This window comes from Sulfitobacter albidus (genome assembly GCF_018200035.1).
Classification (GTDB): Bacteria; Pseudomonadota; Alphaproteobacteria; order Rhodobacterales; family Rhodobacteraceae; genus Sulfitobacter; species Sulfitobacter albidus.
In genome coordinates this window covers 1419804-1436878 of sequence record NZ_CP073581.1, presented here as the reverse complement: position 1 = coordinate 1436878, position 17075 = coordinate 1419804, and the positions used below count along the sequence as shown (strand labels likewise).

Genomic DNA, 17075 nt, shown 5'->3' with positions numbered 1-17075 from the left:
CTTAGCTTATTGATTTGAGCTTACGTGATGGTGCCGTCTGGACAGGATGCCCTGCGCCTGCGACTGTCATGCAGCAGCTCAAGCGGAATACCATGCCCTCAGTTCTCGTCATCAACGGTCCGAACCTCAACCTGCTGGGTACGCGCCAGCCTGAGGTCTACGGTCGCACCACGCTCGCGGATGTCGAGGACGCATGCCGTACGCGTGCCGCGTCCCTCGGTCTCGACGTGGCGTTCGTGCAATCCAATCACGAAGGTGCGCTGATCGACGCGATCCACGCGGCACGTGGCACGCACGACGGTCTGGTTATCAACGGTGGCGCCTTTACCCATACCTCGATTGCGATCATGGATGCGGTCGCCTCGGTCGAACTGCCGATGATCGAAGTGCACCTGAGCAACATCCACGCGCGCGAGCCGTTTCGCCACCGCTCCTACCTCGCGCCGGTGGCGATTGGACAGATCTGCGGGCTTGGCATGGCGGGCTATCTCTATGCGCTGGATGCACTGGCGCAAAGGTTTGCCGCATGAGCCTGCGCCAGCATCTTCTGTCGATTGCCGATGCCAAGACGATCGAGAACCTGTGGGAAGACCACGTGCGGAAGATGGCGCAATACGGGTTCGATCGGCTGCTCTACGGCTTTACCCGTTACCGCACGGCCACCTCGCTGGGCGATCCCGAAGATTTCATCATCCTCACGAACCACAGCCAGGCCTACACATCTGTCTTTCTGGATGAAGGGCATTATCACCATGCGCCCATGGTCAACTGGGCCCTCAACAACGAAGGCGCCAAAAGCTGGCGGCTGCTCGCTGATATGGAGGCCAGCAAGGCGTTGAGCGGTCCCGAGCGCCGTGTTCTGGAATTCAACCGCGACATGGGCGTGACGGCGGGATATTCGATCAGCTTCAAGTCGATCTCGGCGCGCTCGAAAGGTGCGATTGCGCTGACGGCAAAGCCGGGGTTGTCGCAGCAGGACGTTGACGAGATGTGGGCCGAGCACGGTGCAGACATCACCCTGATGAACAACATCCTGCATCTGAAAATCCTCACCCTGCCCTATACGGCGCCCAATCGCGTGCTTACCGCGCGTCAGCGCGAGGCGCTTGAATGGGTCGGAGACGGCAAGACCACGCAGGACATCGCGATGCTGATGGGACTGACAGCGGCGACGGTGGAAAAGCATCTGCGGTTGGCACGCGAATCCCTCGCGGTCGAGACGACGGCGCAGGCGGTTCTCAAGGCTGCGTTCAGCAATCAGATGTTTGTCATCGACCTCTGAACGGGCCGTAGGACGGCCGTTTCTACCACAGGTTAACGTAAGGTAAGGAATCCCGTACTTTCGGGAGGGGGAAAAATCGCGCATCTTTCCCACCGTGGACATCACGTAGTGATGGATCGCAAAACAGCACAGAAATCGTTGTTATTTCAATGCTCTGCTGTGCTGCCGGATCCAGCGGTGCCAATTTCGGGTGTCGCTGACCGGGCTCAAATTACGGCTCTGTGCTCTCCCCAGAGGTTTTGCAGAGTGTCCCAAAACGGCAAGGGCGATCCTAATTCCGGGGGTCGCCCTTTTCCACTTTTCCGAGGGCGGTCAGACCACGAAAAAGGGCGACGCATCAGCGCCGCCCTGTCCGTTTTTCGAATGAGAGGCAGATCAGCCCTTGGCGGCCTTGGCCACTTCGGCGGCAAAGTCTTCCTTGACGACTTCAATACCCTCGCCCACTTCGAGACGTACAAAACCGGTGATCGTGGCACCCGCATCGGCGGCGGCCTGACCGACGGTGACGTCGGGGTTCACGACGAACGCCTGGTTCACCAATGTGACCTCGGACATGTATTTCTTCATCCGGCCCACGATCATCTTTTCGATGACGGCGTCGGGCTTGCCCGATTCCTTGGCGATGTCGATCTGGACCTGCTTTTCCTTTTCGACAACGGCGGGGTCGAGGTCATCTTCGCTCAGCGACGCGGGGTTTACAGCGGCGATGTGCATGGCAATCTGTTTGCCCAGCTCTTCGTTGCCGCCGTCGAGGGCGACCAGAACGCCGATCTTGCCCATGCCGGGCGCTGCGGCGTTGTGCACGTAAGAGACTACAGTGCTGCCTTCAATCGCGGCCATCCGGCGTACCGACATGTTCTCACCGATCACGGCGACGGCGTCGGTTACGGTCTGCTCGACCGATTTGCCGTTCATGTCGGCGGCTTTCAGCGCGTCGAGATCGGCGGCGCCGGTGGCGACATCGGCGATGCCTGCGACCATTTTCTGGAAATCGGCGTTCTTGCCGACAAAATCGGTTTCCGAGTTCACTTCGACCGCAACGCCGCGACCGCCGTCAACCTTGACGGCCACCAGACCTTCGGCTGCCGTGCGGCCGGATTTCTTGGCCGCTTTCGCAAGACCCTTGGTGCGCAGCCAATCAACGGCTGCTTCCATGTCACCATCGGTTTCTGTCAGCGCTTTTTTCGCGTCCATCATGCCTGCGCCAGTGCTGTCGCGCAGTTCCTTGACCATCGATGCTGTAATCGCCATCTCAGTCTCTCCTCAATTCATGTAGTGCCGGGCGTGCCGGCCGGTGGTGTCAGCGAGTGGCGGGGCGCGCCGCATCGGGCCGCCCTGCCCCGTGCAAATCAGCTTTTTGCTTCTTCGACGGTTTCTTTTTTCGATTCCAGATCCAGCACGGCGTCGTCGGACATTGTGCTGGTCTTGGCTGTCTGGTCGGAGACATTGCCGGTCTCGACGCCGGTGCTTTCCTCGGCCACGGCTTCCTCGGCGGGGGCCTCTTCCATGGCGCCGATGTCGACACCTGCGGCACCCAGCTGGGCGGACATGCCGTCAAGGGCTGCACGGGCGGCCAGATCGCAGTAGAGCGCGATCGCGCGGGCCGCGTCGTCGTTGCCGGGGATGATGAAATCGATGCCGTCGGGCGAGCAGTTGGTGTCAACCACGGCCACAACCGGGATGCCAAGCTTGTTCGCTTCGGCAATTGCCAGCGATTCCTTACGCACGTCGATCACGAACAGAAGATCGGGACGACCACCCATTTCGCGGATACCGCCGAGGCTTGCTTCAAGCTTGCCCTGGTCACGCTCCATGCCAAGGCGCTCTTTCTTGGTGAGACCGCCAAAGCCCTGCTCGGACTGCTCGTCGATGTGCTTCAGACGCTGGATGGATTTGGACACGGTCTGCCAGTTGGTCAGCGTGCCGCCCAGCCAGCGGTGGTTCATGTAATACTGCGCGCATTTCTCGGCGGCTTCGGCGATGGGCGTTGCCGCCTGACGCTTGGTGCCGACGAACAGGATGCTGCCGCCCTTGGCGACGGTGTCACGGATGACCTGCAGCGCCTGGTCCAGCATGGGGACGGTCTGTGTCAGGTCCATAATGTGGATGCCGTTGCGCGCGCCGTAGATATACGGGCCCATACGGGGGTTCCAGCGCTGTGTCTGGTGACCAAAGTGCACGCCTGCTTCAAGCAGTTGGCGCATGGAGAACTCAGGAAGAGCCATGTCTTTATACCTTTCCGGTTTAGCCTCATCGGGGGTATGACACGCGGTGTGCGGGCCAACCGGCGGAGGATCGGGGATTTCTCCCCCGAACGCCCCATCCCCGACTGCGGGATTAAGTGCGGTCCACGTACCCCAGGTTGAGAGGCTCTGCAAGCCTGAATTGCAAAGGCTTGCGCCCGCTGGGAATCTTGTGTTCAGGTGCATGAAAATGCATTTTCGGGTGCCGCCCTGCCGATGTTTCGCCCCGCGGAACATCGCGGCGCGGAGCCATAGCCGGACGGGTTGAGTATGAAGGTTGTCGACATCAACGGGGGACCACCGCGCGGCTCAGATCCCGGGGGCAGCGAGACCGAGCGTGTCGCGCACAACATGGTCTATGTGTTCTCGCTGCCCGCCCTTCCGATCAAGCAGCGGTTTTCGATCCTGCTCAACCGGATGTGCAGCACCCTCGACATGGACTACGGCTATATTACCCTCCCGCAGGAGCCCGTCTCGGCGGTGCCGTTCTTTTCGGCGCGCATGGTCGTGCGACCGCCGCGCCCGGGCAAGCCGACGCTGAGCCATCTGATGTCGCGCAGCCGCAACGCGTTGCATTTCGACACCCCCGATGACGCGCCCTCCGGCGACTACATCGATCAGACCGGGCATGTCCCCTACCGATTTGCGGGCGCGCCTGTCGTTTTCGATGGCCGGGTCTACGGAACGGTCGAATTCGGCGGCGCCCGCCCGGGTGCCGCGCCGATCACCTCAGAGCATCTGATGCTGGTGCGGATCCTGTCGGGGCTGGCCGCAGGGTCACTGGTGCTGCTGAGCGACTGATTGATGGGCCGCGCGCACGGCTTCTTCTGCGGCACGGGCCAGCGCCTTGCGGTCGGCAAAATCCGATACCTTCAATGGCGGGCAGTAGATTACATCGACTGATCCGCCGCGCGCGGGGGTCAGCGACTGGATAAGATGCGGGCCAAAATCCATGTCTCCCCACCAGCCGTAAAACCGTCGGTCCGCTCCGGCGGGCGCGTGAAAGACGACTGCCGCAGGCTGCACCCAGATCGCCGCGCGCAGCGTGTCGCCAAAAAACGACTGAAACAGCGTCGTCTTGAACGGCAGCACCTGCTGCCCGTCGGTGCTGGTGCCTTCGGGAAAGAACAACAGCTTGTGCCCCGCCATCAGGCGCGCCTGAAACAGCTCTGTCTGCGCGCGCGCGCGGGCGGGCGTGCGTTCGATGAATACCGTGCCGGTCGCCCGCGCCAGCCACCCGATCCCCGGCCAGCCCGCCACTTCGGATTTCGATACGAAATAGATCCTCTTTGAGGCATTAAGGACAAAGATATCGAGCCAGCTGGTATGATTGGCCACCACGGCGCCCCGGCTGCGCATCGGCGCGCCGCGCACCCGCAGGCCGATGCCGCAGATGCGCAACCCGTTGCGGCAGACGAATTTGGTGATCGAAGGCGTGACGGGCCGGTGCAAACCACACAGCGGCCGCTCGATCAGGCGCACCAGCAAAAGCACCGCCAGCGCCCCAAAGACCAAAACGATCAGCGCCGCGGCGCGCAGCACGACCCGCAACCAGCCAAGAACGCCGATCCGCGAGGCCGCGGGTGGCGTGCTCTCATTCCACGGCGTCGTCATGTCTGCCTCTGGGTAAGGCGGCGCAGGCGCGCCGGGTCGACTGACGCGGTTTCGAGCACCAGACACACGTCGGTCGTGTTGAACCGATGATCGACAAAGGCCCCCTCACCCACGTATCCGCCAAGCCGAAGGTAGGATTTGATGAGGCTCGGCATCTCGACCATCGCCGCCCTGCGATCCAGCTGCGCATCGGCGATCAGATCCATGCGCTGAAAGCCCGTCGCCAGCGCCCTCGGGCGCAACGGCTCGGGGGCGAGATGGCGGTATTGCAGCAGCGACAGCGGCGCGGCAATCGTCGCCGGATCCGTGCCGCGAAAGCTTGCCGTGCCGAACAGCACCTCGATTTCATGCGCGCGGGTATAGGCAACCAGCGCGGCCCACAGATGATGCAGCGCGGTGCCGCCGCGGTGATCGGGATGCAGGCACGACCGGCCTAGCTCCAGCAAGCGTTTGCCGCCGCTCAGCAAGGGCGCCAGATCATACTCCCCTTCCGAATAGAACCCGCCGACTTCCGCCGCCCCCTCGCGGCGCAGCAGGCGGTAGACGCCCACGACGTCATCCGATCCGGCAGGCCGCGCGATCAGGTGATCGGCCACGGTATCGAAGCGATCGCGCTCCAACCCGTCGGAGTGATCGGTGCCGTCCGCCTGCGCCCCAAGCTCGCGCACAAAGACCTCGTAGCGCAGCCGCTGGGCCGCGCGCAGATCCGCGGCGCTTTGCGCCAATTGCACGGTATAGGCAGCCCGCCCGGTCAAAACGCCGTCCAATCGTAAAAAAATTTGCAATGGCTTGCGCGCGTTGCGGTTTTTTCCGGGTTGAAAGACGTGGGGGGTACTACCATGGGTTATGCTTTTTGCTTATATTGTAAATTGGCTGGAATGCTCCGCCGTCAATTATCACTCTCGAAAACCGGATGAAGCGCGATGCGGCTGCTGTCGATTACAACTTTTCCACTATCGCGAAAATTCACGGTGACCCGCCCGCCGATATTGCTTTGAACCTGTCCGACGCCCCATTCAGGCGCGCCGGGATGGCGTACCAGCATGCCCGGGGTCAAGATCGCGTTCAAATCTTCCATCTCCCCGTCTCCCGCTCAAAAGGCCGCTAGATGACCCAACCAACAGACTTCTCCGCGCTGATCGGGAGCCGTATCTGTCACGACCTCATATCCCCGATAGGGGCAATCAACAACGGTCTTGAATTGTTGCAGATGAGCGGGGACGTCACCCCCTCGCCCGAGATGGCGCTGATCTCGGAATCGGTGCGCAGTGCAAGTGCGCGGGTCCGGTTCCTGCGGATCGCATTCGGGCATGCCGGCGATCAGATGGTCAGCCCTTCGGAAGTGACGTCTATCCTCAAGGACATCCACGAGGCGGGTCGCCTTCAGGTCACCTGGATCCCGTCCGAACCCGAAACACGACGGCACGTGCGTATGGGGTTTCTGGCCATGATGTGTGTCGAGAACGCGATGCCCTACGGCGGTGTCATCGACGCGAGCGCCCGGATGATCGAAGGCCGCGCCGACAAGTTCAACCTCGCACCCGAGCTTTGGGACGCACTGACGGGCGCGTCCCCCCTGCCCGAGCTGTCGCCCGCGCAGGTGCAATTCGGTCTGCTGCGCCAATGGGCCGAGGAGGACGGGCGCGCCATTCACCTCGCGCAGGACGCCAACCGTCTCACCCTGCGCTTTGACTAGGCACGTACGGTTCCGTCGCCGCGCACGAGGTATTTGAAGCTCGTCAATTGGGTTGCGCCCACGGGGCCGCGCGCGTGCATCTTTCCCGTGGCGATGCCGATCTCTGCGCCCATGCCAAACTCGCCGCCATCGGCAAATTGCGTCGAGGCATTGTGCATTACGATCGCGCTGTCGAGCTGGTTGAGAAACTGCGTGGCCGCGGCGGCGTCCTCGGTCAGAATACAATCGGTGTGGTTCGAGCCAAACTGGCGGATGTGGGCAATCGCATCATCGATGCCATCCACCTGACGCGCGGCGATGATCATATCGAGGTATTCGTGACCCCAATCTTCCTGGGTTGCGGGCTGCGTGCCTGGGACGTTTAGCGCGGGATCGGCCCGCACTTCGACACCGGCGTCCATCAGCGCGCGCAGCACACCCTGCCCGATGGTCGCAGCCACATCGCGGTGGATCAGCAAACACTCCGCCGCGCCGCAAATTCCCGTGCGCCGGGTCTTGGCATTCAGCACCACCTTCAGCGCCTTTTCGGCATCCGCTGCCGCGTCGATATAGATGTGCACGATCCCTTCGAGATGGGCAAAAACGGGCACCCGCGCCTCGCGCTGGACCAGCCCGACCAGGCCTTTACCGCCGCGCGGCACGATCACGTCGATGGTGTCGGTCATCGTCAGCATGGCCTGCACCGCCGCCCGGTCGCGGGTAGGCACCAGCTGGATCGCATCCTCGGGCAGACCCGCATCGCGCAGCCCCTGCTGCAGGCAGGCGTGCAACGCGCGGGAGCTGTGGAAACTCTCCGATCCGCCGCGCAGGATCACCGCATTCCCGGCCTTGAGACACAGCGCGCCCGCGTCCGCCGTCACGTTGGGGCGGGATTCGTAGATCACGCCGATCACGCCCAGTGGCGTGCGCACGCGCTGGATCGACAGGCCGCTGGGCTGATCCCAGGCTTCCATCACCTCGCCCACGGGGTCGGGCTGCTCGGCAATGGCGCGCAGCCCGTCGATGATGCCGCGCAGCCTGTCCTCGTCAAGCTGCAACCGGTCGAGCATGGCGGGCGAGAGCCCCTTGTCGGTGCCAAACGCCATGTCCTGCGCGTTTGCCTCATAAATCGTCTCGCGCTGCTGCCAGACGGCCTCGGCGGCGCTGATCAGGGCCGCGTGCTTGCGCTCTGCGGTGGCGGTGGCGAGCGTGGCGGCAGCGGCCTTGGCACGCGCGCCGAGACCGGCCATCAGCGATCCGATATCTTCGTTTTCTGTCATTGTGTTACCGTCGTTTCCTGAAGTGACATGTCATCCCGGTGCACCAGCGCCGCCCGCCCCGGATAGCCCAGCACGGCCTCGATCTCCCGGCTGTGGCGCCCCTTGATCCGCTCCGCTTCATCCGCCGCATAGCGGGTCAGGCCAGAGCCGAGCGTCTCCCCACCCGGCCCCCTGATTTCGACAGCGTCGCCGCGATCAAACGTGCCGTCGATCCGCGTGACCCCCGCGGGCAACAGGCTCTTGCCCCGCTCCAGGGCGGCCATCGCGCCCGCATCCAGATGCAGAACGCCCTGCGGCTTCATCGCCGTGATCCAGTTCTTGCGCGCAGCCTGCGGGTCGGTCTGCGCGGTGAACCACGTGGCGTTTGCGCCATTATGCAGGCGCCGCAGGGGGTTGAGCACCGACCCTTCGGTGATTGCCATGGCACAGCCTGCCGCGACGGCGGTCTTGGCAGCCATCACCTTGGTCTTCATCCCGCCCTTGCTGAGACCTGATCCCGCGTCCCCTGCCATCGCCTCGATCTGCGGTGTGATCCGGTCGATGGTGGGAAAGCGTTTTGCGTCAGGGTCTTGCGCGGGGTTGTTCGAGTAAAATCCGTCCACATCCGACAGCAGCACCAGCTGATCGGCACCCACCGTCACGGCGATCTGCGCGGCCAGCCTGTCATTGTCACCAAACCGGATCTCATCCGTGGCGACCGTGTCATTCTCGTTCACAATGGGAACCGCGCCCAGAGTGATAAGCGTCTCAAGCGTGGCGCGCGAATTGAGGTAGCGGCGGCGGTCGGCACTATCTTCGAGCGTCACCAGAACCTGCGCCGTGGTGATACCATGCGCCGCCAGCGCGTCCTCATAGGCGCGGGCGAGCCGGATCTGGCCCACGGCGGCGGCGGCCTGCGATTGCTCCAGCGGAAGCGTACCCTGCCCCAAGCCCAGCACCCCGCGCCCCAGCGCGATGGAGCCGGAGGAGACCAGAACCACCCGCACGCCCTGCGCGGTCAGCCACGCCACATCCTCGGCCAGCGATGCCAGCCACTCCGCCCGCAACGCGCCACCCTCGACCAGCAGGGCCGAGCCGATCTTGACGACGATGCGGGAGGCGTCCGTCAGGGTTGCCACGGCTCTGCCTCCTCGGCGGGTTTATGGCGCAGCCGGTCATCCTCGATCTCGGCCCGCAAGGCGCGTAGCACTTCGGTGGTGTTGGTGCGCGCCACACCCGACATCGGCATGACCGGCCCCCCGCAAGCTTTTCGCAATTCATCCAAAGCGCTTGCGGCTTCTTCCTCATCCAGCGCATCAACCTTGTTCAGCACCGTGATGCGCGGTTTTTCGGCCAGCGCGCCGCCGTAGGCTTCAAGCTCCCCGATGATGGTGGCGTAGTCCTGCGCGATGGTCTCTGACGTGCCATCAACGAGGTGCAGCAGCACGGCACAACGCTCAACATGGCCCAGAAACCGATCCCCGATGCCGCGGCCCTCATGGGCGCCCTCGATCAGGCCGGGGATGTCGGCCACGACAAATTCGGTGTTGTCCACCCCACAACGCCCAGATTGGGGTGCAACGTGGTAAAGGGGTAATCCGCGATCTTGGGCCGCGCGTTGGAGGTCGCGGCAAGGAAGGTCGATTTTCCCGCGTTCGGCAGCCCCAGCAGACCCACATCGGCGATCAGTTTCAGGCGCAGCCACAGCGTGCGCTCCACTCCGTCCTGACCGGGGTTCGAGCGGCGCGGCGCCTGATTGGTCGCGGATTTGAAATGCAGGTTGCCCCAGCCTCCGTTGCCGCCGCGCGCGAGCTGCACGCGTTGGCCCAGCTCGGTCATATCGGCGATCACCGTTTCCTGATCCTCGTCGAGGATTTCGGTGCCCACGGGCACGCGCAGCACGATGTCATCACCGTCCTTGCCGGTGCGCTGCTTGCCCATGCCGGGCTGGCCGTTCTTGGCAAAGAAATGCTGCTGGTAGCGAAAGTCGATGAGTGTGTTCAGCCCGTCCACGGCCTCGGCCCAGACCGTCCCGCCGCCGCCGCCGTCCCCGCCGTCGGGGCCCCCGAATTCGATGTATTTCTCGCGCCGGAACGACACGCACCCGCCCCCGCCCGCGCCGGAGCGGATGTAGACTTTGGCAAGGTCGAGGAATTTCATGTCGTATCCTTCTTCAGAGTTTCCGGCTGTAGGTCCAGGTCGGCACCGTCGCATTGCGCGCGAGGCAAAAGGTTTCCGCGTCGCCCAGATACTGAAAACCCGCGTTCGTCAGCACTTTGGCGGAGGCAGGGTTATCATGGAAAACGGCCGCGAACATCGTGTCATTGCCCAGTGGATTGCCCGCCACCAGCGCGTTCACGGCGTCGGAGGCGACGTGCGTGTTCCAGAACGGCGGCGCCACCCAATATCCGACTTCGGATTGGTTGCGGTCCAGACGCATCAGGCTGATGACGCCCATCACCTCGGAGCCGTCCTGCGCACCGCCGTCCATGACCCAGACGTCCTCGACCCGGTCGTCGCTCAGCGCGCGCTCGATAAAGGCGGCGATCAGTCCGGGTGGCAGCGGATGCGGGATGCGCGGGGTGTTCTGCGCAAGGCGCGGGTCGGCGGCGTAATGCTCGATCCGGCCCAGATCGGTGCGCGCGACCGGGCGCAGGATGAAGCGCGGCGTGTGAAGGGTCGCTTGGGCGGTCAAGGTGGTCATCTCACCCTCCGTTGGCAAAAAGGACGAAAAGGACGGACGCCACGGTCAGCGCGGCGAGCGTCCACATGAGGTAAGGCTCGGCCCGTGTGCCCGCAACGGTGCGGGCGATGGCCTCTCCACCAAGCGCCCAAAGCGGGTGCATGACCGCCTGACAGGTAAGCAGAACGGCGGCAACGGTGGCCGTCGCCGTCAGCGTCGGGACATCCGGGCCGACAAAGGCAGTGAAACTGCCGACGATCATCGCCCAGGCCTTGGGGTTGAGCGGATGCACGATCAGCCCGGCAAGAAACCCCGGCGCCTTTGCGCCCGCCTGCCCCGGCCCAAGGCGCAGGTTCGCGACCTTCCACGCCAGCCAGATGATATAGGCGGCGGACGCGTATTTGAGCGCGGTGAACACGCCCGGCGCGGCCTCGGCGAGCTGCATCAGGCCAAATCCGATGGGCCAGATGATCAGCTGCTTGCCCAGAGCCACCCCCGCCACAAACGGCAGCGCCGCACGAAAGCCAAAGCGCGCGCCGGTCGCCAGCAGCGCCATATTCGCGGGCCCTGGCGTGCCGACCTGGCTGGCGGCAAACACCGCAAGGGGCAGGATCGCGATGCTCATGCAGCGGCCCGCCAGTCGGCAGCGTCAAGCGTCATTTCCTGGATCTCGACAGGATGCCCCCGCGCGGCGCTGTCGCGGATCTTTAGCTTGCCGCGCGTGAATCCGAGCTTTCCCAGCACACCGGCGGAGCCTGCATTGCCCAACAGATAGCCGGAGATCACCGAAGTGTCGCTTAGCGCAAAATGCTCGGCCAAAACGGCGCGGGCCGCTTCGGTGGCAAATCCCTGACCCCAGAACGATTTGCCCAGCCAATAGCCAAGCTCTTCCTGCAGCGAACAGCAGCCCATCAATTGGCCCGCGCGGGTCACCGCATAGACCGGCGCGGTGAGGGCCGCGTGGCGCAGAATAAAGGCCATCGCATCGTCGCGGGTGTAGGGATAGGGCGCGCGGGTGATCCAGCGCAGCACGTCCCAATCCGCGATCAGCCGCACGACCGTATCCGCATCCTCGACCCTGAAGGGCCGCAGGGCAAGCCTGTCAGTGGTGAGCGTGTGCGGCATGTCATCCGACCATGGCGGAAAAGGAAAAAGGGACCGGCGGTTGCGCCGATCCCCTGAATGTCTGTCATCCCGTGAGGTACGGCTTATTCAGCGGCCTCGGCCACCGGGACGATCGAGATGAACGTGCGGTTTTTCAGGCCCTTGTGGAACGACACGTTGCCGTCCACGGTCGCAAAGATCGTGTGATCCTTGCCCATGCCCACACCTTCGCCGGGCCAGAATTTGGTCCCGCGCTGGCGCACGATGATATTGCCGGGAACAACGACTTCGCCGCCATATTTCTTGACGCCAAGGCGACGCCCTGCGGAGTCGCGCCCGTTACGGGATGAACCGCCTGCTTTTTTATGTGCCATTTGGTCTCTCCTTAGCCTTTGGCCAGCTCTTTGGCCTGCTTGATCCACTCTTCACGGCCGACACGGCCTTTGAACGAGAGTTTCTCTTCGATTGCTTCCACGTCTTCATCCGTCCACGCGGCGATCTGCGCGAAGGTGGTGATGCCCGCGTCGTTCAGCTTGCCCACGATGACAGGACCCACGCCCGAGATCTGGCTCAGGTCGTCGCCGTCGCCCTTGGCGGCTTTCTTTGACTTGGCGGGCTTCGCGTCGGCCTTCTTGGTCTCTTCCTTGCCAGCGGCGTTACCGGCCTCGGCCTTCTTGGCGGGCTTTGCGGTTTTCTCTTTCGCTTCGCCTTCGGAGACGCGCTTTTTCATCTCCGCCTGCTCGCCCCGGTTGAACGTGTAACGCTCTTCGATGGCGGCCACGGCAGCCGCGCTGACGGAGCCTGTGCCAACGGCGGCGGCCACACCGGATTTGCCCGCGCCGGAGGCGAGGATATCCGTGATCTTGACCAGCGTCAGCTTCTGACGGTGACCCTTCGTGCGCTTGGAAGAGTGCTTCCGGCGACGCTTGACGAAGTGGATGACCTTGTCACCCTTGATCTGATCGACGACTTCGGCCTGAACGCCCGCGTCTTCAATCAGGGGCGCGCCGACTTTCGGGTCGTCACCGCCCAGCATCAACACTTCGTTGAATTGAACTTTCTCACCGGCGGAGGCCGCAATCCGTTCCACGCGCAGCATATCGCCGGCCTGTACTTTGTATTGCTTACCGCCTGTCTTCAGGACCGCAAACATAGGTCTTTCCTTCATCTTTTCCGCGTCTTGTGGTCCCCCTTTCGGGGCGTTTGCGAGGGTGTCCCTCACCGGCAGACAGCGCGCCCTTGGGCGTCATTACAAAACACTCGGATTCGGGCCTCCCCGTCCAAGTTGCGCGGTTATGTGCGTATCGTTGCGCCAAGTCAAGCGGGCGCGCGGCCTAAAGCTCCTCGGCGGCCATGTTCAGCACCATCGCGCGCCCCAGCGCGTAGGAGATATCGGCATAAAGCGGATCAAACCCCGCGAAAAACCCCGCATTCAGCGCCTTGCCCGCGCGGGTTTCGCTGAAATCGGCGTAGGCTGTCAGCTCTTCGAGCGTCAGCGGGCTGTAGGCCAGCAGCAAAAAGGCGTAGATCCAGCCAGTCGTGTCGGCCTCGATGCTGTCGCGTTCGGCAAGCACGTCGCTCAAAATCTCGTCCTCGGACATCTCGTAAAGGCCGCCATCGACCAAAGCGCGCATGAATTGCACGTTGGAATTGAGCGCGGAGGTCACGTTGCGATTGATCAGATCCCCTGCGTCGATCATGCGCGCGATCTGGGCCAATCGCGGATCATTGGTGCCACTGATCTGCGCGTGGCGCGCGCGGGCGGCCTCCTCGATCTGCGCATCGGCCATGGCCTCGCGCGCGGAATTCTCCAGCGTCAGAACCCGCTGTCCCAGATCGGAGGCGAAGAATTCGATCGCCGTCTCCAGCGTGTCACCGGTCACCGACGGCTCCAGCCCCGCGCGGATCCCTTCGGCCAAGCGCTCGCGGTCGTAGATGCGCGCGACCTGCTGGTTCCACGCCGCCCCGCCCCGCCCGTCCAGCCAGTCGATGTTGAGGCTTTCGCCAAACGCCAGCCCCTCGGCGTGCAGGATCGCCGTCAGTTCGTTGATGCGCAGCACGTCCATCAGGACGGTGTGGCGGGCGTTGGCCCATACCGGCAGCGCCAGCGTGACGCACAAAAGCGCCGCAAGAGCGGAGGTCAGAACAGCGCGCATCACAGATCCTGACTGGGCTGCATCTGCCGCAGCCGGTCGGCCACGGCTTCGAACCGATTGGCCATGATCTCGTATTGCACGGCGTTCATCAGCGCGTAGGCTTCCTGCATCAGCGGATGCTCCAGCGCTTCGGCATAGGCTTCGACCTCCGGGTCCGAAAACGCCTGATAGGTATAGGCGGCCCCCTCCATGGCACCGCGGCGCAGGTTCTCGCGCAGCTCCTCCTCGCCCTCGGTCATCGCCTCGCGCAGGTCTGGCTCGTCCATGGTCAGATCGATCACCCCTGCCCCCGCCGCGGCCAGCAGAAACCTTATCTGCACCTCCTGAATGGCGCGCACCGTTGCGTCCTCGCTGCCGCTGGCGGCGTTGAGCCGCTCCAGCAGATCGACGCGCGGGCTGTCGATGCCGCGCAGCCCTTCAAGGATCGCGCCACCGCTTTCCGTCTTCAGCCCATCCTCGTCAATCAGATGCGAACGGTTCTCGGCCGCGACCAGCCGCTGGCCAAGATCGGAGCTGTAGAACGCCACCGCGTGATCAAGCTGTTCGGGCGTCATGGCGCGTTCGATGACATCGGCGGCCATCTCATGCATCAACTCGGTCTCGAACACCTCTCCCACCAGCCGCTGCCATTCCGAGCCGAAATCATCGGCCTCGACCCCCAGCATCTGCGGCGCGGCATCGGCCGACAAGCGTATACTCTCCAACGCCACGTCAAAGCCCGTGATCTCGAGAAATGTCTCGACCCGGTCGCGCGCCACCTGCGCCTGTGCCGCCACTACCGACGTCAGCAGCAAAACCGCGCTCATCAGGGTCAACCGTGCAAATCCGTGCAAAAACATCGCAGCTCCTTGGGGTTTGTTTGCAATAACGTAGGGGTTGCATCCGGGCCTGCAATGAAAAACCGCGCGATTGGCAAACTTGCGCGTGCCGCCCCCTTGCCCCCGCGGAAAAAGCGGACTAAACGGCGCTTCGATCCCCGCGGAGAGGTGCCGGAGTGGTCGAACGGGGCGGTCTCGAAAACCGTTGAGCCTTCACGGGTTCCCAGGGTTCGAATCCCTGTCTCTCCGCCAGATGCCTTTGATTTCAGGCACGACAAGTTGGATCAAGGTTTTCTACCACCCTCCTACTCACTGGCTTTATGCGCTCGTATCGTGTCAATTGCGCCAAAGGTTGCGCGCGCGCCCGGATGGAACACGCTTACGACCACCTATCAGGACGACGGGAGCATGGTCAGCGAGGTCCTCATACCGGATGATCCACTCATGATGGGCTAGTCAAAGTGGTCCCGACCAGTCCCTGTATCGCATCGGGGACGGGCGGGCGTAGTCACGACGGTCTGCAGCAGCGCAGCAGCTGCCGCAGACGGTTTCCGCCGGATCCTGCGTTGCCATGGCGGCCGGCGAACGTCTGCCATGCGGACTTTCGCGCCGGTTCGGCTGCATTTTGCACAAGACGCCAATAGGTTAATTGTCCCCATCGCGCATTTCAGTGTTTCCGTATGAATGGCTTGTCGCAGCGCCCGGTTATCGACTATCAAGAAGCGGTCCCGACGACATGTTTTGATCTGCGACAGTCCTTGCTTTGAAAACAGGCCGTGGGATGCCACCGGGACGACAGGAGCGGTCCCCTGACCGGTTGCATTGTTCAGGTGCCGCCTGACACCGTGTCATCAGCCGAAATGAGCCTTACCATGTCCGTTGCGATACTTGATCCACTGACCCGCGAAGGCGTCGCCTATACGTCGGCGCAGGGCATCCGTGCCGATACCTCCTCGCGCGGGGTCGATCTGGCGGGCACCCAGATCACGGCCACCTATGCCGACGGCACGGTCGAGACGCTGACCTGGGTCGCTTTCGATCCCTACACATTCGGGGGCGTGACCGGTGCGGATATCGATATGTCCTTCGGGTTCAGCGCCCACGCGCTGAGCACGACAAAACTGCTCACCACGCTTACCTTCGATCTGCTGGCGGCCAGCTCCGTTTTCGATATCACGACCACGATGGAGGATGACACCGACGGCATCAACACGCCCACCTCCAAAAACGGCTTCCCTTTCGAGCTGATCGAGATGGATGAGGCCCTGACGGGGAGCGTCGGCGTCACCTATTCCAACATCGTCAGTCTTGGGGACGCGCCCGCGCAGGGGGATCTGTTTACCTCCATGACGATCGATTTCTCCGCGTTGTCGACCGGTGGGTTGTTGGGGGATGTCACGTGGAACTCCGACATCGATACACTTGCGCTTGCGGGAGATCTGACGCCCCTTCCCCCGCCGCCCACGCGCACGACGGTCGAAGATACGGCTGACGCTTTCGTCTGGACGCGCTACACCGATACAATCGATGCCGACGGCGTGCGGCTTCAGCGTGATATGCTGTACGATGACGGGCGCACGCTGGAAATCCTGTTTCAGGACGGCGTCAAGACGCGCGCGACCCTGACCGACGCGGCGGAGGTGTTTGGCTGGACCCGCTACGTCGATGCGTTCGGCCCCGATGGCGCGCAACTGACGCGCGAAGTGCTCTTTGACAACGGACGGCGGGATGACGTGAGCTACACCGACGGCCTGCGCAGCGTGCAGGTCAGCACGGATGTCGCCGATGCGTTCGACTGGAACACCGTCTCTTCGACCTACGCAGCGGACGGGCAGCGCACGGGGCAGACCATCGCCTACGACGACGGGCGGCGGGTGGAAAAGCTGTTTGAGAATGGCAGCCGCACGCAGACCACGCTGACCGATACCGCCGATAACTTTGCGTGGGACAGCGTGGTGTCGACCTTTGCGCCGGGGGGCGCGCGCACCAGCCAGACCATCGCCTATGACGACGGGCGCGTGCTGGAAAAGCTGTTTGAGAACGGGTCGAAGACGCAAGCCACGTTGACCGACGGGGGCGATCTGTTTGGGTGGCACATGTACGTCGATACATTCGCGCCCGATGGCAGCCTGCTGACGCGTGAAATTACCTACGACGATGACAGCGTGGTATTCACGTCCTTCGTGGATGACCCCGGTTTGATCTAGGCTGGGGGGCGCGCGCCGCACCTTGCGGGGCACG

Annotated in this window: 19 protein-coding genes, 1 tRNA gene and 1 pseudogene; 6 read left to right on the top strand and 15 right to left on the bottom strand. The window is 63.3% G+C overall.

From position 1 onward, the window contains the following. Positions 1-92: 92 nt before the first annotated feature. Together aroQ and KDD17_RS06805 are read left to right on the top strand one after the other, a co-directional pair. A complete protein-coding gene (gene aroQ, locus KDD17_RS06810) occupies positions 93-530 on the top strand; it encodes a type II 3-dehydroquinate dehydratase (RefSeq protein ID WP_212705857.1) in 438 nt (145 codons plus the stop codon). Beyond that, positions 527-1282: a helix-turn-helix transcriptional regulator gene (locus tag KDD17_RS06805; RefSeq protein ID WP_212705856.1), complete on the top strand. Its 756-nt coding sequence runs from the start codon at positions 527-529 to the stop codon at positions 1280-1282. Before aroQ ends, KDD17_RS06805 begins: the two co-directional genes overlap by 4 nt. 375 nt (positions 1283-1657) lie before the next feature. On the opposite strand, the gene tsf is transcribed toward KDD17_RS06805, so the two are convergent. Together tsf and rpsB are read right to left on the bottom strand one after the other, a co-directional pair. After that, positions 1658-2533, bottom strand: a complete 876-nt coding sequence (tsf, locus tag KDD17_RS06800) for a translation elongation factor Ts (protein WP_212705855.1) — start codon at positions 2531-2533, stop codon at positions 1658-1660. Positions 2534-2631: 98 nt separating this feature from the next. Beyond that, the gene (gene rpsB, locus KDD17_RS06795) at positions 2632-3507 is read right to left on the bottom strand and encodes a 30S ribosomal protein S2 (protein ID WP_212705854.1); all 876 of its coding nucleotides are present in this window, start codon (positions 3505-3507) and stop codon (positions 2632-2634) included. A gap of 288 nt (positions 3508-3795) precedes the next feature. On the opposite strand from rpsB, the gene KDD17_RS06790 reads away from it, so the two are divergent. Then, a complete protein-coding gene (locus tag KDD17_RS06790) occupies positions 3796-4326 on the top strand; it encodes a GAF domain-containing protein (RefSeq protein ID WP_212705853.1) in 531 nt (176 codons plus the stop codon). Here KDD17_RS06790 and olsA read toward each other — a convergent pair. The 3 genes from olsA to KDD17_RS06775 form a co-directional block, all read right to left on the bottom strand. Next, on the bottom strand, positions 4303-5139 hold the full coding sequence (olsA, locus tag KDD17_RS06785) for a lyso-ornithine lipid O-acyltransferase (protein WP_212705852.1): 837 nt from the start codon (positions 5137-5139) through the stop codon (positions 4303-4305). The genes KDD17_RS06790 and olsA overlap by 24 nt on opposite strands. Continuing rightward, on the bottom strand, positions 5136-5906 hold the full coding sequence (olsB, locus tag KDD17_RS06780; protein WP_254796917.1) for an L-ornithine N(alpha)-acyltransferase: 771 nt from the start codon (positions 5904-5906) through the stop codon (positions 5136-5138). The genes olsA and olsB overlap by 4 nt, the downstream gene beginning before the upstream one ends. 122 nt (positions 5907-6028) lie before the next feature. Beyond that, on the bottom strand, positions 6029-6217 hold the full coding sequence (locus tag KDD17_RS06775; RefSeq protein ID WP_212705851.1) for a DUF3553 domain-containing protein: 189 nt from the start codon (positions 6215-6217) through the stop codon (positions 6029-6031). A gap of 30 nt (positions 6218-6247) precedes the next feature. Between KDD17_RS06775 and KDD17_RS06770 the strand changes: the two genes are divergently transcribed. After that, entirely contained in the window at positions 6248-6835 is a 588-nt protein-coding gene (locus tag KDD17_RS06770) for a histidine phosphotransferase family protein (protein ID WP_212705850.1), read from the top strand. On the opposite strand, the gene KDD17_RS06765 is transcribed toward KDD17_RS06770, so the two are convergent. The 10 genes and pseudogenes from KDD17_RS06765 to KDD17_RS06720 form a co-directional block, all read right to left on the bottom strand. Continuing rightward, positions 6832-8094, bottom strand: a complete 1263-nt coding sequence (locus tag KDD17_RS06765; protein WP_212705849.1) for a glutamate-5-semialdehyde dehydrogenase — start codon at positions 8092-8094, stop codon at positions 6832-6834. The genes KDD17_RS06770 and KDD17_RS06765 overlap by 4 nt on opposite strands. Continuing rightward, entirely contained in the window at positions 8091-9212 is a 1122-nt protein-coding gene (gene proB, locus KDD17_RS06760; protein ID WP_212705848.1) for a glutamate 5-kinase, read from the bottom strand. Before proB ends, KDD17_RS06765 begins: the two co-directional genes overlap by 4 nt. Beyond that, positions 9200-10233, bottom strand: a pseudogene (gene obgE / locus KDD17_RS06755) (GTPase ObgE). The gene proB and the pseudogene obgE overlap by 13 nt, the downstream one beginning before the upstream one ends. Positions 10234-10246: 13 nt before the next feature. Then, the gene (locus KDD17_RS06750; RefSeq protein ID WP_212705847.1) at positions 10247-10777 is read right to left on the bottom strand and encodes a GNAT family N-acetyltransferase; all 531 of its coding nucleotides are present in this window, start codon (positions 10775-10777) and stop codon (positions 10247-10249) included. 1 nt (position 10778) lies between these two features. After that, positions 10779-11381 (bottom strand): LysE family translocator, encoded by a 603-nt coding sequence (locus KDD17_RS06745; protein ID WP_212705846.1) that lies wholly within the window; start codon positions 11379-11381, stop codon positions 10779-10781. Continuing rightward, entirely contained in the window at positions 11378-11881 is a 504-nt protein-coding gene (locus KDD17_RS06740) for a GNAT family N-acetyltransferase (RefSeq protein WP_212705845.1), read from the bottom strand. The genes KDD17_RS06745 and KDD17_RS06740 overlap by 4 nt, the downstream gene beginning before the upstream one ends. An 83-nt stretch (positions 11882-11964) precedes the next feature. Next, positions 11965-12234, bottom strand: a complete 270-nt coding sequence (gene rpmA / locus KDD17_RS06735) for a 50S ribosomal protein L27 (RefSeq protein ID WP_212705844.1) — start codon at positions 12232-12234, stop codon at positions 11965-11967. Between the two features lie 11 nt (positions 12235-12245). Further along, positions 12246-13013 carry a 50S ribosomal protein L21 gene (locus KDD17_RS06730; RefSeq protein WP_212705843.1) on the bottom strand — a complete coding sequence of 256 codons (768 nt, stop codon included), beginning with the start codon at positions 13011-13013 and terminating at the stop codon, positions 12246-12248. Positions 13014-13194: 181 nt separating this feature from the next. Further along, positions 13195-14016 carry a DUF2059 domain-containing protein gene (locus tag KDD17_RS06725; protein ID WP_212705842.1) on the bottom strand — a complete coding sequence of 274 codons (822 nt, stop codon included), beginning with the start codon at positions 14014-14016 and terminating at the stop codon, positions 13195-13197. After that, positions 14016-14855, bottom strand: coding sequence for a DUF2059 domain-containing protein (locus KDD17_RS06720; RefSeq protein ID WP_254796916.1), 840 nt, complete (start codon positions 14853-14855; stop codon positions 14016-14018). The genes KDD17_RS06725 and KDD17_RS06720 overlap by 1 nt, the downstream gene beginning before the upstream one ends. 141 nt (positions 14856-14996) lie before the next feature. Here KDD17_RS06720 and KDD17_RS06715 point away from each other — a divergent pair. Together KDD17_RS06715 and KDD17_RS06710 are read left to right on the top strand one after the other, a co-directional pair. Next, positions 14997-15086: transfer RNA gene (locus tag KDD17_RS06715), tRNA-Ser, on the top strand. A 620-nt stretch (positions 15087-15706) separates the two neighbouring features. Beyond that, a complete protein-coding gene (locus KDD17_RS06710) occupies positions 15707-17041 on the top strand; it encodes a hypothetical protein (RefSeq protein WP_212705841.1) in 1335 nt (444 codons plus the stop codon). Positions 17042-17075 lie beyond the last annotated feature (34 nt).